This window comes from Nocardia farcinica (assembly GCF_001182745.1).
In the GTDB taxonomy this organism is placed as follows: domain Bacteria; phylum Actinomycetota; class Actinomycetes; order Mycobacteriales; family Mycobacteriaceae; genus Nocardia; species Nocardia farcinica.
This window is the reverse complement of sequence record NZ_LN868938.1, coordinates 2,517,782-2,531,201: the sequence shown is the minus strand read 5'-3', so window position 1 is coordinate 2,531,201 and position 13,420 is coordinate 2,517,782. Positions and strand designations below refer to the sequence as shown.

At 66.1% G+C, this 13,420-nt stretch carries 18 protein-coding genes; 11 read left to right on the top strand and 7 right to left on the bottom strand.

Features of this window, described 5'->3' with window-relative positions; all coding sequences use genetic code 11:
• Positions 1-27 precede the first annotated feature (27 nt).
• The 4 genes from AMO33_RS12160 to AMO33_RS31455 all read right to left on the bottom strand — a co-directional run bounded on the left by AMO33_RS12160 (position 28) and on the right by AMO33_RS31455 (position 2,453).
• Entirely contained in the window at positions 28-690 is a 663-nt protein-coding gene (locus tag AMO33_RS12160) for a Fic/DOC family protein (protein WP_060592661.1), read from the bottom strand.
• Between the two features lie 4 nt (positions 691-694).
• The gene (locus AMO33_RS12155; protein WP_228799768.1) at positions 695-889 is read right to left on the bottom strand and encodes an antitoxin VbhA family protein; all 195 of its coding nucleotides are present in this window, start codon (positions 887-889) and stop codon (positions 695-697) included.
• A gap of 197 nt (positions 890-1,086) precedes the next feature.
• On the bottom strand, positions 1,087-1,467 hold the full coding sequence (locus AMO33_RS12150; protein ID WP_060592659.1) for a hypothetical protein: 381 nt from the start codon (positions 1,465-1,467) through the stop codon (positions 1,087-1,089).
• 809 nt (positions 1,468-2,276) lie between these two features.
• The gene (locus AMO33_RS31455) at positions 2,277-2,453 is read right to left on the bottom strand and encodes a hypothetical protein (RefSeq protein WP_159005459.1); all 177 of its coding nucleotides are present in this window, start codon (positions 2,451-2,453) and stop codon (positions 2,277-2,279) included.
• A 692-nt stretch (positions 2,454-3,145) separates the two neighbouring features.
• Here AMO33_RS31455 and AMO33_RS12145 point away from each other — a divergent pair.
• On the top strand, positions 3,146-3,679 hold the full coding sequence (locus tag AMO33_RS12145; protein WP_076574116.1) for an HD domain-containing protein: 534 nt from the start codon (positions 3,146-3,148) through the stop codon (positions 3,677-3,679).
• On the opposite strand, the gene AMO33_RS12140 is transcribed toward AMO33_RS12145, so the two are convergent.
• A complete protein-coding gene (locus AMO33_RS12140; protein WP_060592658.1) occupies positions 3,672-4,139 on the bottom strand; it encodes an NUDIX hydrolase in 468 nt (155 codons plus the stop codon). The two genes, AMO33_RS12145 and AMO33_RS12140, sit on opposite strands and share 8 nt — an antisense overlap.
• A complete protein-coding gene (locus AMO33_RS12135) occupies positions 4,136-4,897 on the bottom strand; it encodes a DUF5919 domain-containing protein (RefSeq protein ID WP_060592657.1) in 762 nt (253 codons plus the stop codon). Before AMO33_RS12135 ends, AMO33_RS12140 begins: the two co-directional genes overlap by 4 nt.
• Positions 4,898-5,046: 149 nt before the next feature.
• Between AMO33_RS12135 and AMO33_RS12130 the strand changes: the two genes are divergently transcribed.
• From AMO33_RS12130 to AMO33_RS12090, 10 genes are read left to right on the top strand one after another with little or no spacing between them, the layout of a single operon-like run.
• A complete protein-coding gene (locus AMO33_RS12130) occupies positions 5,047-5,508 on the top strand; it encodes a hypothetical protein (protein WP_060592656.1) in 462 nt (153 codons plus the stop codon).
• Entirely contained in the window at positions 5,508-6,173 is a 666-nt protein-coding gene (locus AMO33_RS12125; RefSeq protein ID WP_060592655.1) for a DUF2637 domain-containing protein, read from the top strand. Before AMO33_RS12130 ends, AMO33_RS12125 begins: the two co-directional genes overlap by 1 nt.
• Before the next feature lies 1 nt (position 6,174).
• Positions 6,175-7,479, top strand: coding sequence for an FtsK/SpoIIIE domain-containing protein (locus AMO33_RS12120; RefSeq protein ID WP_060592654.1), 1,305 nt, complete (start codon positions 6,175-6,177; stop codon positions 7,477-7,479).
• The gene (locus tag AMO33_RS12115) at positions 7,476-7,802 is read left to right on the top strand and encodes a hypothetical protein (RefSeq protein ID WP_060592653.1); all 327 of its coding nucleotides are present in this window, start codon (positions 7,476-7,478) and stop codon (positions 7,800-7,802) included. Before AMO33_RS12120 ends, AMO33_RS12115 begins: the two co-directional genes overlap by 4 nt.
• Positions 7,802-7,999, top strand: coding sequence for a hypothetical protein (locus AMO33_RS12110; protein ID WP_060592652.1), 198 nt, complete (start codon positions 7,802-7,804; stop codon positions 7,997-7,999). The genes AMO33_RS12115 and AMO33_RS12110 overlap by 1 nt, the downstream gene beginning before the upstream one ends.
• The gene (locus AMO33_RS32075; protein ID WP_167547510.1) at positions 7,996-8,151 is read left to right on the top strand and encodes a hypothetical protein; all 156 of its coding nucleotides are present in this window, start codon (positions 7,996-7,998) and stop codon (positions 8,149-8,151) included. Before AMO33_RS12110 ends, AMO33_RS32075 begins: the two co-directional genes overlap by 4 nt.
• Positions 8,148-8,786: a hypothetical protein gene (locus AMO33_RS12105; RefSeq protein ID WP_060592651.1), complete on the top strand. Its 639-nt coding sequence runs from the start codon at positions 8,148-8,150 to the stop codon at positions 8,784-8,786. Before AMO33_RS32075 ends, AMO33_RS12105 begins: the two co-directional genes overlap by 4 nt.
• Positions 8,783-10,462, top strand: a complete 1,680-nt coding sequence (locus tag AMO33_RS12100; protein WP_307584126.1) for a replication initiator — start codon at positions 8,783-8,785, stop codon at positions 10,460-10,462. The genes AMO33_RS12105 and AMO33_RS12100 overlap by 4 nt, the downstream gene beginning before the upstream one ends.
• A gap of 12 nt (positions 10,463-10,474) precedes the next feature.
• Positions 10,475-10,678, top strand: a complete 204-nt coding sequence (locus AMO33_RS12095) for a helix-turn-helix transcriptional regulator (RefSeq protein ID WP_060592650.1) — start codon at positions 10,475-10,477, stop codon at positions 10,676-10,678.
• Entirely contained in the window at positions 10,678-11,856 is a 1,179-nt protein-coding gene (locus AMO33_RS12090; protein ID WP_060592649.1) for a tyrosine-type recombinase/integrase, read from the top strand. The genes AMO33_RS12095 and AMO33_RS12090 overlap by 1 nt, the downstream gene beginning before the upstream one ends.
• Positions 11,857-11,877: 21 nt before the next feature.
• Here AMO33_RS12090 and glnA read toward each other — a convergent pair whose 3' ends face one another.
• The gene (gene glnA, locus AMO33_RS12085; RefSeq protein WP_011208198.1) at positions 11,878-13,314 is read right to left on the bottom strand and encodes a type I glutamate--ammonia ligase; all 1,437 of its coding nucleotides are present in this window, start codon (positions 13,312-13,314) and stop codon (positions 11,878-11,880) included.
• Between the last annotated feature and the right edge of the window lie 106 nt (positions 13,315-13,420).

The following is a 13,420-nucleotide window of genomic DNA, read 5'->3' as shown; positions in this document are numbered from 1 at the left end:
GGAAGGCGTCCACCCTCGGACAGAGAATCAATCGTAGAAGTACGCGGGCTCGTCATCCACTATTCGAGTGAAGAGCTCTTCGAGGGCGGCGAGATCACTATCAGCGCGAGCGATATGACATGCGGAATGTAGTTGCGCCTTGTCGATCGTGTCCCAGGCGAGGCCGCGCCCGGACTCCGACAGGAGTTGGTCGAAGAATTCGCGTTGTGTCCGTCCGTTGCCTTCACGGAACGGGTGGGCGAAGTTGACGTAGTCGTACAGGTAAGCCAGCTGACGTGGGAGATCGTCCGCATCCACACGGCGGAGCCGGTCGGACTCTCCGATCAATGCGGCAATATGGTCGACTGGCCGGGCGATGTCAGCAGGTGGGCAGAATGATTCTCCACCCTTTTCGATGCCGACGGTCCTCAGATCGCCCGCCCATTCGTACACATCCTGAAAAAGGAACTTGTGCAGTGCCTGAAGATGTGCGAGGTCGTAGGTCCGAGAAACGCGATCGGGACATTCGCGCAACTCGGCGATACGGACTTCGACCAGATCGTTCTCCGCGTCGACAAGTTCTTCTGCCGTCGTTGCGCCGACCCGATTTCGAAGAACCGAGGTGCCGGGAACGAAGTAGCCGAGCCACCTGGCCTCGAAGTTCCCACTCTCCCACGGGCGGGTAGCGCCGTCGTCGACGAGTCGAGACAAGGCGTCAGGCCAGCTTGTAGCGTGCCCGGACTCTGGCGCTCAACTGCTCGATGTCGATCTCGCCGCGCACATAGGCGTCCTGGTCTGCGCGCGTGGCATCGGTGCTTCGGGCGCCTTCCAACTCGCTGGTCGTGCGCGCTGCCTTGATCACCCGCGCACGTCGCACCCGCTCGTCGGCGGGAGGCGGCGTCGCCATCATCGACCTCCTTGTTGATCTCAACCCAGTCTACGTGTCAGCGCGGTGCTTACGGAGTGCGGGCCAGCGGGGTGTCGCACAGAGTGAGCTTCACCTTGTCGCGAAGATCGACGAAGATCGACATTGAAGCACTGCATCAGCTCTGGCCGTGCCGTAACGCGGTTCTGACGGTCCGGGCGACCCTTGCGGCGGCTGGTAGGTCATCGGTGTCCCTCCTGGCTGGTGCGGGTGTCACCGAGTTGTCGAATGCAATTCTCCGGCACGATCGCTGTCCACCCGCCGCCTTCGTCAGTCACGCCAGGCCCGGATGGTGTCAGGGTCTCGGGCGCCGTCTCCGGGCCGGGTCGGGAATCGTCGACGAAGTCCCGGGCCGTTGTCGGCTCGGGTCCTTCGATCAGAGGTTCCTCGAGGTCGGCGAGATCGCCGCCCGGCTGGTCTAGAGGGTGCTGTCCGTCGATCACCGAGTACTCCTCCGGGTCTGTTGTGGGCTCGGCCATCGTCCGATGGAGCACCAGCCCGCCGACGGTTACCGCGAGCGTTACCGAGACAGCGACGAGCGCGATCGACCATTTCCCACGCACGGCGCATCCTCCTCGGCCGCGGCGCGCCGGCGCCGATCGCTTGCCGACCTGACCGGCTCACCCTCCTGGTTCCCCGCCACGTGCCTCCCGCCGGGGTGATCGCACCATAACCCGGCTCACTCACCGTCGTTCGGCGAACCACACGCAAACACGGGGGCGTCGCGCCGGTTCCGTTTCCGGGAAATGAGTACTGGGCTGTATGCCACAACAGGTGTGGCAGAACGCAAACGAGTCCACCCGCTTCGCGATCGGTGAAGTGATCACGAGAACGGGTGGACTCGCTGAAATCCCTGGGGACGAGCGGTGGACGAACGGGTCGCCCCGGCTGCTCATCCCCGGTCGGAGCCGGTTTCGACTTACACGTCGAAGTACAGCTCGGACTAGTATCTCGGCGTTTGGTTCGTTGGTGGCTGTAGGTGTCAGTGGCTATGACCTGGCGTTTTGCGGTGCCCACGTTTGGCGGCGTTGGTCGCGGCTGGTGCTGCTGCGTACGTTCTGCGTACCGAGGCTGCGGGGTGAATGCTCCGCAGCCTTCGTCGTGTCTGGACCACGGTTGGCCTTCCTCGGTGGTGGCGTGCACACCTCGGGGCTGGCTTACCGCCTGCCCCTACGGCCTGCCTGTCACGCGCAGAGGCTCACGGGTCAAGAGTCGGCGGATGCCGATCCCGTAGGGACGCCGATAGGCGCTCTTGAGGCGTGAGGGGCGCGGGATCACAATGCAGGCCACCACCGAGGAAGGCCACGCGGCCGGAGGACGCGCAAGTACCGCGCCGGGGCGTGAGGGAGAGGGGGCCGGAGCCCCCTCCGGGTCAGTTGTAGTCGCGGTCGAACGCTTCCATGGCGGCGTCGTTGCGGAGTGCCTGGCGGTAGTGGGCGGGGCAGAGGTGATCGGTGATGGTGCGGTTCTGCCACTGGTAGTGGTAGAGGTCGGTGGCGGGGGCGGTGCAGTCGCGCAGGGAGCAGGTCGCGGCGGGGGTGAGGGTCATGGTTGTGGTCCTTTCCGGGTCGGTGGGATCTGGGCTCCGCCTGGACCAGGCCGCGCCCGCCCCGGCAAAGGCTCGGCGCCGGAGGGGGGCGCGCGGCCGTAGCCTTGGAGGTCACCGCCGGATGGGCCGGGAATTGCCGCGTGCCCGCCTCTGGTGCCGACACCGCTTGGCCTTTGCCGGGGTGGGTGTGGTCTGGTACACCCCTCGGGCAGATTCCGTCGACCCGGAAAGGACCGCGGCCCTCGCCCCCGCCGCGATCTGCTCCCGGGTCGTGGCTGCACCGCCCCCGTCACCGACCTCGGTCCCGAAGGCGACCAGAAGCGCTGCCCCGCTGTCCCGTCCGCTACCGCCAGGTGCTCTGGTGAAGCGTGGGAGGAGGCGACCACGGCCGGTTGACCGGGCACCGGCCGGCTGATTCGTGCTCGGCTGCGGGAGGCAAGTCCGGTAGGGCAGTCGTCGTGCCCAGCACCGTCAGGGTGTTGGAGAAGGCGGCCAGACAGGAACAGTCGGCGTTCTGCCAGGGCGCAAACGTGCCGCCGACGCGCCGACGCGCCGCGGGCGACGCCTTATCAGCCAGCGCCGCGCGTCGTAGCGCGGCGGCGGCGCGTATGCGCCGCCGCGGGCGCTCTTGATCCTATATAGCCAAATTCGGCAGTTAAACGCTCGTCGGATGTGGTCGATACGGTGGTGGCATGGCTGTGGACCTCGTTGGCTGGGCAGCGGAGACTGCTCGTGCGCACCTGTCCGTGTTGCCGCGCCGGCTGCGGCATGTGGAGGGCGTAGCGAGTCGTGCAGCGCTAGCTGGGCCGGTGGTCGACGATGCAGAGCTGTTAGTGGCGGCCGGGTGGCTGCATGACATCGGCTACGCGCCCGTGCTGGTGCGAACGGGGTTCCATCCGATCGATGGGGCGGTGTTCCTCGAGTCGATCGGGGCATCGAAACGGCTATGTGCCCTGGTGGCGAACCATTCGTGCGCCTGTATCGAGGCGCGCAATCGCGAACTGAGCATCGACTGGAAAGACGAACAGACGCCGCTGAGGGACGCGCTGTGGTGGGCGGACCTCACGACTACCGCAGACGGGAAGACGACCACACTGGATGATCGACTGGCCGATATCTATCGCCGTTACGGGGCGGACCATGTGGTGGGACGGTCGGTCCGTGAGTCCGAGCCGATCATCCGTGAGGTGGTGCGCCGCACTGAGGACCGGCTCAGTTTCAAGTGAAGTAGGTCCGCCCGGACGCTTGAAGGCATTGGTCGATCCTCTGGCGCATCGACGGGTGTATCCGGAGGTCGCCGAGTTCGTCGGGAGCCACCCACTCGACGGCTTTCGACTCCGAACTTGCGCGGGCGGTCCCACCGATCGGTTCGGCGGCGAAGCAGATCGAAAACTCTTGGCGGACTTCGCCGTCATCGTAGGCGATCACGTGGCCAGGGTCGGAGAAAATGCCGATCACATCAGTCGGATGGACGTCGATGCCGGTTTCCTCGGCGACTTCCCGGATGACCGCTCCAGCGACGGTTTCGCCTACCTCCATGCCGCCGCCTGGGAGGGAGAAGAAATTGTTGTCGGTGCGGTGGATCATCAGGATTCGCCCGGCTTTGTCTTGGACGAACGCGCTGACGGCCACCTTGAGGCTGTTTGCCCGCGGTGCGGTGGGATCGTTCAGGTAGTCGGTCCTCATGCGGCTCCTCCTTCGATCGCGGCCTTGGGCACCGCCTGTGACCAGACCTGTTCGAAACTGGTCAGGTAGGTGTCGAACAAGTCGCCGCCGGCCAAACGCCGCAAGTGCATCGCGGGGGCATAGGCGCCGGGCTGGCCGTAGACGTGCATGTTCACGATCATCTCGTCATCGAACCGGAACACCGAGTTGTACAGGGTGGTGTCGTGGTAACGCAGCTCCACGCCATCGATGTTGGCCAATGGCTCGATCAGCGCCAGGGCGTTTCTGATCCGCGCCGATACGGTGCCCGCGGCCAAGCGCTCTTCGATGCTGCGCTTCACAACCTCGTCGGCTGCCGGGTTGCCGAACAGGAACCGGATCGATGTGCCTGCCGCTGCCTTCTGGCGGATCAGTTTTGCGAACGAGGGATCTTCGGCGATGAAGAGTCCGGCCAGCACCAAGACTTCGATCCGATCGTTGGCGTTGGAGAGCAGGCGAAGCCACAAGTCGCTCGGCACCGAGTGGCGGTGCGGGTAGACCTTCACCACTTCTGACTCGGCAATCGCCTCGCGCCGTTCGGGTGCGATGGCATCAGGCCACAAGTAGCGCTCGGTTTCCTTCACCAGTGCGGCGACCGCGTGCCGGTGACGGGGGTAGGGAACGCGTCCCTTCGTGATCCAGCGTTCGACGGTTTTCTGGTCGACGCCGGTCACTTCGGCAACGTGGCTGATGTCGAGCCCGTTCTTCAGCAGCGCTTCACGCAGTCGCTCGTTCGCCATCTCGTCTCCCACCGAATTGGGACTACTAGGGACGTCTTCACGTTACCTCGGACGTCCCTAGATGTCCACGTATGTGGTCCTGACGACGCCTGGATTACCGGAAAGTACTGGTTGTCAAGCAATTCGGCCTACTTCAAGGAGTGATTGAGATGGCGTTGAAGGATGTGTGGTTCACCCCTGATTTCCACGAGGCGTTCCCGAAGGGTCTGTTCCTGCTGGGTGAGATCGAGCCGGTGATCGAGTTCAACAAGGACCGGAACGCGCCGAAGATTCAGAAGCAGGAGCTCGACGCGGACGGTAACGGCACCGGTCGCAGGCTGTGGAAGGGTACCGTCACCGACCCGGACGCGCCGAACGCGAAGTCCGCCAGCTATGACGTGATTTTCGCGTCCCCGCACCAGCCGGTTCCCGCGGTCGCGGAGATCGTGCCGGGCATGACCCCGATCGAGCTGGAGGGCTTGGAGATCAAGCCCAAGATCCAGGGCTCGGGTGAGTTCAAGTCGATCGGGTGGATGATCCGGGCGGCGGGCATCAAGGGTGACACCTCCGGTGCCAAGCAGGCGCCGGCCGATCCGGGCGCGGGGCGTCCGTCGTCGGGTAAGGCGGCGTGATGCGGGCGGCGGGCCAGGCGGCGGGGATGCGTTATGCGCGTTGGTTCGCCGCGGCGATCATCCTGGGGGTGGGGGTGGCGGCGTTTCGGCTGTCGTATTCCACCCTGGAGGACTTGGCGGTCCTGGCGCACATTCCCGCCCGGGACGCCTGGCTGTTCCCGCTGATCGTGGACGGCACGATCCTGCTGGCCACTGCCGGGGTGCTGGTGTGCCCCGGCCGTGAGCGCCGGTTCTTCCTGTCGGTGTTGGTGGTCGGCTCGGCGGTTTCGGTGGCGGGTAACAGTTTGCACGCGGTGGCCAACGGTCAGCCGCTCCCGGCGTGGGCGTCGGCTCTGGTGGCCGCGATCGCTCCGGTGTCCCTGCTGGCCGACACGCACGGGCTTGCGCTCCTTTTCCGTGCAGCGCAACGGAATTCGTCTGACGAGGGATCGTCGTTCGCTGCTCCGGCTCCGGCCGAGCCGCCCGCCGAGCCTGAGGCTGAGGCTGAGGCTGCGCCGGTGATGGCTGTGGTTCCCGAGCCCGAGCCCGAGCCTGAGCCGGAGCGGGAACCGATGCCCGCGTCGGTGGAGGTTCCGCGTCCGGTGGCTGCGCCGGTCAAACGACCTGTTCGTTCTTCGCGACCGGTGCAGGACATGTTGCCGATCGCACTTCCTATCGGGAGTTGAAATGTCGACTGTTGCAACGATTGCTGCTGCTGGCGGTGCGCTGGCTGGGGCGGGCTGGCTGGCCTGGATGCGCCATTTGGGTACCGGCCCGCGCCCGGTGAGTGTGGATGACATCGTGGCCGCTGCCCCGCCCGAGCTGCGGCCGGCGGCCCTGATTCTGGGCGACCGTGCCCAGACGAATCTCATGTTCTCGGCGTTGGGCTTGGGCTCTGTCGAGGGCGGGTTTCCCTTCGTGGACCGCTGGGACTACGCCGATCACGGCGTCGATGTCGACGTGATGATATTGGGCGGTCAGTCGTTCTCGGACTGGTCCAACGACCGGACCCTTGCCCAGTTCGCTACCTATTTCTCGGTGCCCGAGGTGACAGTGTCGTCGCCCGCTCCGAGTTGGGTCCGTCTCCATCTCCGCGTGTTCGACACGTTGGAGGCTCCGGCACCGGCGCCGGGCGTGGTCCATCACGGGGTGGACTTGGAGGCGGTCCCGGTGGGTGTGACCGAGGCCCATGACGTGTGGCGGTTGCGGGTGCTCTACGGGCACATCCTGGTCGCGGGTGCGACGGGGTCGGGTAAGGGCTCGGTGCTGTGGTCGATCCTGGCCGGTGTCGGCCCGGCGATCCGCGACGGCCTGGTGGATGTGTACCTGGCCGACCCCAAGGGCGGGGTCGAGTTCGGGCGTGGTGAGAACAGGTTGTTCGTCAGGTTCGCCACCGATGTGGATTCGATCCTGGAGATGCTGCGTGAGCTGGTGGAGGTGATGCGGGAACGGCGAGCGTTCATGCGTGCCAATGGGATTCGCAAGCATCGCCCGACCACCGAGCAACCGTTGATCCTGATCATCATCGATGAGGCGGCGGCGTTGTCGGCTTATGCCGAGCCTGACCAGGTCAAGGAGTTCCGCCGCCTGACCGGGTTGATCCTGTCGCAGGGCCGCGCGGTTGCGGTCTCGATGGTCGCGGCGCTACAGGACCCGAGCAAGGAAACCATGCCCAACCGGCAGCTTTTCCCGATCCGGATCGGGCTGCGCCTGGATGAGCCGACGCAGGTGGCGATGGTCCACGGCCAGGGCGCCCGTGATCGCGGGGCACGCTGCGACAAGATCAGCGAGCGCACGCCCGGTGTCGGCTATGTCGGCGAAGACGGCACCGCGGAGTTCGTGCGGGTGCGAGCGTTCTGGGTCTCCGACGAGGCCGCCGACGCGATCGTGGACGCCTACTCGCCTGCCCCCGAAATCACCGGTCCCACAGAGGATTACAGCGAGTTCGATCCGGACTACATCCCTGGCGAGGACGGGGCGGCGGCGGCATGAAGCGCGGCTTCCAGACCGAATCTCACGTGGTCGTCTACTGCGACATCTGCGGTGACGTCTACACCGAGCGGGGCGGGTCCCTGACCTGCTTCGCCACCACGAGCGAGGCCATCGGCTACCTGACCCGCCGCGCCGGTATCGGCTGGGTCTATGACGGTGACCGCGTGATCTGCGATGCCTGCCTGGCCACTCGCGAGTGCCAGGACCACGGCCACGACTTCCCGGCCCGCTGGACCACGACCGTGTGGCCGCTGGGCGAGACCACCCATACCCGCGCCTGCACCCGCTGCGGCGTCCCCGAAAACGAAACCGAGGTTCTGTGATGAGCAACCACCGTTCGACTGAGACCGACTCCACCGTGATCGACCTCGCGGCCCGCCGCCGCTGCCGGTGGGAAGCCCGCGGCCTGGACCCGGCTGCGGTCGCGGTCCGGCTCCTGGTCGAGACCGGCACAGCCCCGGCCTGGACCGTCGACGGCTTCGACTACGACGACGACGGTGACGGCGGGTGGGCGGCATGACCCGCAAGCCGAAACCCGCTGCGCCACAGGTGAACCCGATCGTGCGCGCTGCCGCTGAGAAGGTCACACGGACCAAGCGGCGCACGCCGACCGACCTGCACGCTCCCTGCCCCGATCAGCTGACCCTTTTCGACCCGAAGGACCTGCGATGACCACCAACACGAGCACCCGCAATCCCGAGCGTGACCTGATGGATGTGCTCGGCCTGGCCGTGGTCAAGATCGTCTCCGGCCTGCTCACTGCTGCGTTCTTGGCCTTGTCGTGGGCGGTGCTGTTCCCGATGGTCTCGCTCCCGATCGTGGCGGCGGTCGCGGCCGGCGTTTTCGTGCACCCGTGGGCGGGTGTGGGTGTGGCCGGTGGGGCTGTCGCGGGGATGGTGCTCTGGCGACGCAGGAGTCCGGAGACCTTCGAGCGCTGGCTCACCGCCCGCGCCCGCGCCCGGGCCCTGGCCTGGTTCCGCTACCGGCGTCGGTGGGTGGCGCTGATGACTGCTTGCAATCTCGTGGTGCGTGAGGGGGAGCGGGTGATGGTGCCGCGCTGGCTGGAAGTGTGGATAGGCGAGGCCGATGACCTCGTGCTGGTGCGGATGCTGCCGGGTCAGTGCCCCGAGGACTTCGAAAACCGCGCCGACCGCCTGGCGCACGCTTTCGGTGCCGACGAATGCCGGGTGCGTGTGGACGGCCCCGGCGTGATCGAACTGAACTTCCGCTACGGCGATGCCTTGGCCGCCCCGGTGGACCTGCCCCACATCGACGGTGGGCTCGGCTGGACCAAGGAGGCCGCATGAGCGTGCCGCAGGCCAGCCCTGCTGGTGGTGGTGGGGTTTCGGCTCGTGTGACGGCGGCGGATCGGCGTGGGCGACTGAATCTTGTGGAGTTGGCGGCGGCGGCTGCTGAGCAGCATGGGGTGTGCCGTCGCCCGCTGCCGATGCTGTCGACCGACCCGGATACCGGTGAATCGAAATACGTTGGTGCGCCGTGTAAGTCGACGTTGGAGTGTGTGTGTCCGGCGTGTGCGGCGCGGGCGCGGGTGGTGCGGATTCAGCAGTGCCGGGAGGGCTGGCACATCGAGGAGGAACCAGTGATCGACAAGCAGCCGCCGACCGCACAGCAAACCGAGCTGTTCGACGCGCGCGCCATCCTGGCCGACGAGTATGCCAAGGCACGCGCCGACGGTGACGAGGAAGCCGCCCAGGGCATCGCGGAGATGGTGGCCGAGATCGATGTCGAGTTGCGGGCTACCGGTATTCGCGGCAAGCTGCCCGCCCTGGACCCGGAGGCCAAGCCGGTGCGGAAGCGCTCGACTCGGCGGCGTCAGGAGCAACCGGACCTGCCGCGTCGGAAGGTCGCCAAGACCACGGTGGGCCGCCAGTACGCGGGCAAGTACCGGCCCTCGATGTTTGTGACCCTGACCTTGCCCAGCTACGGGCGGGTCGGTCCGGACGGTGCCCCGCTGGACCCGGATTCCTACGACTACACCCGCGCGGCCCGCGACATCATCCATTTCTCGGCGCTGTTCGACCGGTTCATCCAGAACTACCGCCGCGCCACCGGCCGCGATGTCCAGTACTTCGCCACGGTCGAACCCCAGCGCCGGGGTGCCCCGCACATCCATGTCGGTATCCGTGGCTCGGACCCGCGCGCGCTGATTCGTCAGCTGGCGGCAGCGACCTACCATCAGGTGTGGTGGCCGCACCACGACCGCGAGGTCTACGAGCCCGGCCGGCTGCCGCAGTGGGACTACACCCAAGCCTGCTTCACCGACCCCGATACGAACGAGCCGGTTCCCACCTGGACCGAAGTGCTCGACCTGATGGACTCGGTAGATGAGCTGGAACCAGCGCACGTGGTGCGTTTCGGCACCCAAGTGGATGTGAAGGGCATCCTGGCCGGTACCCCGGAAGCCGACCGGCACATCGGCTATCTGACCAAGTACCTGACCAAGTCCATCAGCGAAGTCATCGAACCCAAGTCGCAGGCGGCGGCCGAGCACTACGACCGCCTGCACGCTGAGCTGTGCAAGACACCGTGCTCGCCGCGGTGCGGGTTGTGGTTCCGCTACGGCGTGGTTCCCAAGGGCGCCACCGCCAAGACGGTGCCCGGTGTGTGCAAGGGCAAGGCGCACCGCCGCGAAACCCTCGGGCTGCGGGGTCGTCGGGTGTTGGTCTCGCGCAAGTGGACCGGGAAAGACTTGGCCGACCATCGCGCCGACCGCGCCGAACACGTCCGCCAGGTCCTTGCCGCCGCCGGGATCGCCAAACCCGACATCGCCCGGATGCAGATCACACCGGCCGAACCCGGTGACCCGAACGTGCCACCGCGTGAGCACCTGATCATGGCGATGGTCGCCCAGAAGATCACCCAACACGCCGAATACACCCGCGCCCAACTCGCACCAGACGGCGCGATCATCGCAGAAATTGCTGTAGCACAGCATGATTCGAGCGCCGGGAACGCGGCGTAGGAGGGGGTTGAAATGGCCGACGAGAAGTTCTTGAGGGCGAAGGACTGCGAGGCGTTGACCGGCATTCCGGAAGCCACCTGGCGGTGGTGGGCGCACGTGGGCAAGGGGCCGGCGAGCTTCAAGCTCGGGCCGCGTCGTCGGGTGTGGCGCAAGTCGGTGGTCCTGGCGTGGATCGCTGAGCAGGAACAGCTGACCGGTACCGGTGAGGCTGCCTGATGGCTGTTCGGCGGAACCGGCGGGCGGGTGTCGAAGACCTCTGGACCAAGGAAGAACGCTGCCCCGATGGCACGGTGCAGCGCGTTCCCTCCAAGCTGCATGGCAAGGGAAAGCGTTGGCGCGCAAGGTATGTCGACGACATCGGGCAGGAGCACACGAAGCGCTTTGCCCGCAAGACCGATGCGCAGACCTGGCTTGATTCTCAGGTGTCCTCGCTCGTGCAGGGCGCACACGTGGCTCCCCGCGACATGCGTCGTACCGTCTCGGAATGGTGTGACCTGTGGCTCAAGGGCTACGCCAACAATCGGGACGGTACGGTGCGCCAGGCCCGTGTCCACATCGCCCAGATCAACGCGGAGTTCGGCAACGTTCCGTTGGCGGCTATCCGGCCCTCGGCAATTAAGACGTGGACGGCCAAGCTCAAGGCACGTGGTCATGAGCCCAGCTACATCTACGCGTTGCACAGTCGCTTGTCGCAGATTCTCAGCGATGCCGTGTTGGATGGCGTTTTGGCGCGCAACCCGTGCTCGAGGCGAACGGCTCCGCCGATGGGCAAGCAGAAGGTCTACTGCGCTACTACCGAACAGGTATGGGCGCTGTATGAGCTGATGCCCGAGCATTTGCGGCCCGCGATTCTGCTCGGGGCGTTTGCTGGCCTCCGTATCTCTGAAGCGTGTGGGCTTCGGGTCCAGGATGTCGACTTCGTGCGGGGCGTCGTCCACCCGAAGCAGCAGTGGCCCGCGCGCGAACTGAAGACGGACGGCTCGGCAGCTCCGATTCCGATCCCGCGTGAGTTGGCGCTGATGTTGGCTTCGGCAGTTCAGCAACGGCCGGGGGAACGGGTTCTGACCGATGACGACGGCAAGCCGGTGCCGCCGTGGCAGATCGATCGGGCGTTGCGGGCGGTACGCGCGGAGGTGGTGGGGCTGCCCGAGGAGTTCGGGTTCCAGGATTTGCGCCACTACCTGGCGTCGTTGCTGATCGCCAATGGCGCGAACATCAAGGTCGTTCAGGCCAGGATGCGGCACGCGACGGCGAAAACCACGCTCGACACCTACGGCCATTTGTGGCCGGACGCGGACGAGTCCACCCGCCGAGTGATCGCGGCTGTGATCACCGAACGGGTGGACTCGATACCGGCTACTGCGTACCCACTGCGTACGGAACGGGCCAATTAAGCCCATTCTCGCAGGTCAGGCTTACACGTCGAAGTACAGCTCGAACTCGTACGGGTGCGGGCGCAGGTTGACCGGGGCGATCTCGTTGTCGCGCTTGAGCTGGATCCAGGTCTCGATGAGGTCCTCGGTGAAGACGTTGCCTTCGGTGAGGTACTCGTGGTCCTGCTCGAGCCGGTCGATGACCGAGGCCAGGCTGGTGGGGGCCTGCGGGATGTTCTTGGCCTCCTCCGGCGGGAGCTCGTAGAGGTCCTTGTCGACCGGGGCCAGCGGCTCGATCTTCTTCTTGATGCCGTCCAGGCCGGCCATCAGCATGGCGGCGAAGGCCAGGTACGGGTTGCCCGAGGAGTCCGGCGCGCGGAACTCGATGCGCTTGGCCTTCGGGTTGTTGCCGGTGACCGGGATGCGGACCGCCGCGGAGCGGTTGCGCTGCGAGTACACCAGGTTGATCGGGGCCTCGTAGCCGGGCACCAGGCGGTGGTAGGAGTTCACGGTGGGGTTGGTGAACGCCAGCAGCGACGGCGCGTGGTGCAGGATGCCGCCGATGTAGTGGCGGGCCAGGTCGGACAGGCCGCCGTAGCCGGCCTCGTCGTGGAACAGCGGCTTGCCGTCCTTCCACAGCGACTGGTGCACGTGCATGCCCGAGCCGTTGTCACCGAAGAGCGGCTTCGGCATGAAGGTGACGGTCTTGCCTTCCTGCCACGCGGTGTTCTTCACGATGTACTTGAACAGCTGCAGGTCGTCGGCGGCGTGCAGCAGGGTGTTGAAGCGGTAGTTGATCTCCGCCTGGCCCGCGGTGCCGACCTCGTGGTGGCCGCGCTCCAGCTCGAAGCCCGCGTCCTGCAGCTTGGTCGAGATCTTGTCGCGCAGGTCGACGTAGTGGTCGTAGGGCGCGACGGGGAAGTAGCCGCCCTTGTTGCGGACCTTGTAGCCGCGGTTGAGGGTGCCGTCCGGGTTGAACTCCGCGCCGGTGTTCCAGGAGCCGGAGATGGACTCGATCTCGTAGAAGGCGCCGTTCATGTTCGACTCGTAACGGATCGAGTCGAAGATGTAGAACTCGGCTTCGGGACCGAAGAACGCGGTGTCGGCGATACCGGTCGAGCGCAGGTACTCCTCGGCCTTGCGCGCGATGTTGCGCGGGTCGCGGGAGTAGGCCTCGCGGGTGAACGGGTCGTGCACGAAGAAGTTCATGTTCAGCGTCTTCGCGGCACGGAAGGGGTCGATCCGCGCGGTGCTGTAGTCGGGGAGCAGGAGCATGTCCGACTCGTCGATCGACTGGAAGCCACGAACCGAGGAGCCGTCGAAGGCCAGACCCTCTTCGGCGAGGTCGGCGGTGAAGGCCTTGGCCGGGATCGAGAAGTGCTGCTGCACACCGGGAAGATCGCTGAAGCGGATATCGATGTACTCGATGTCCTGCTCCTTGATGTACTGGATGACCTCATCGGCCGTGCTGAACGTCACTTGTTCTCCTTACGGATCGGTCCCAGCCAAGTGTGGATTGCGTGGGTTCGTCGGGACGACGCTAAGTAGCCGGTGTTTCCCAGCAATCAAGCCTGTGTTTCGCCGG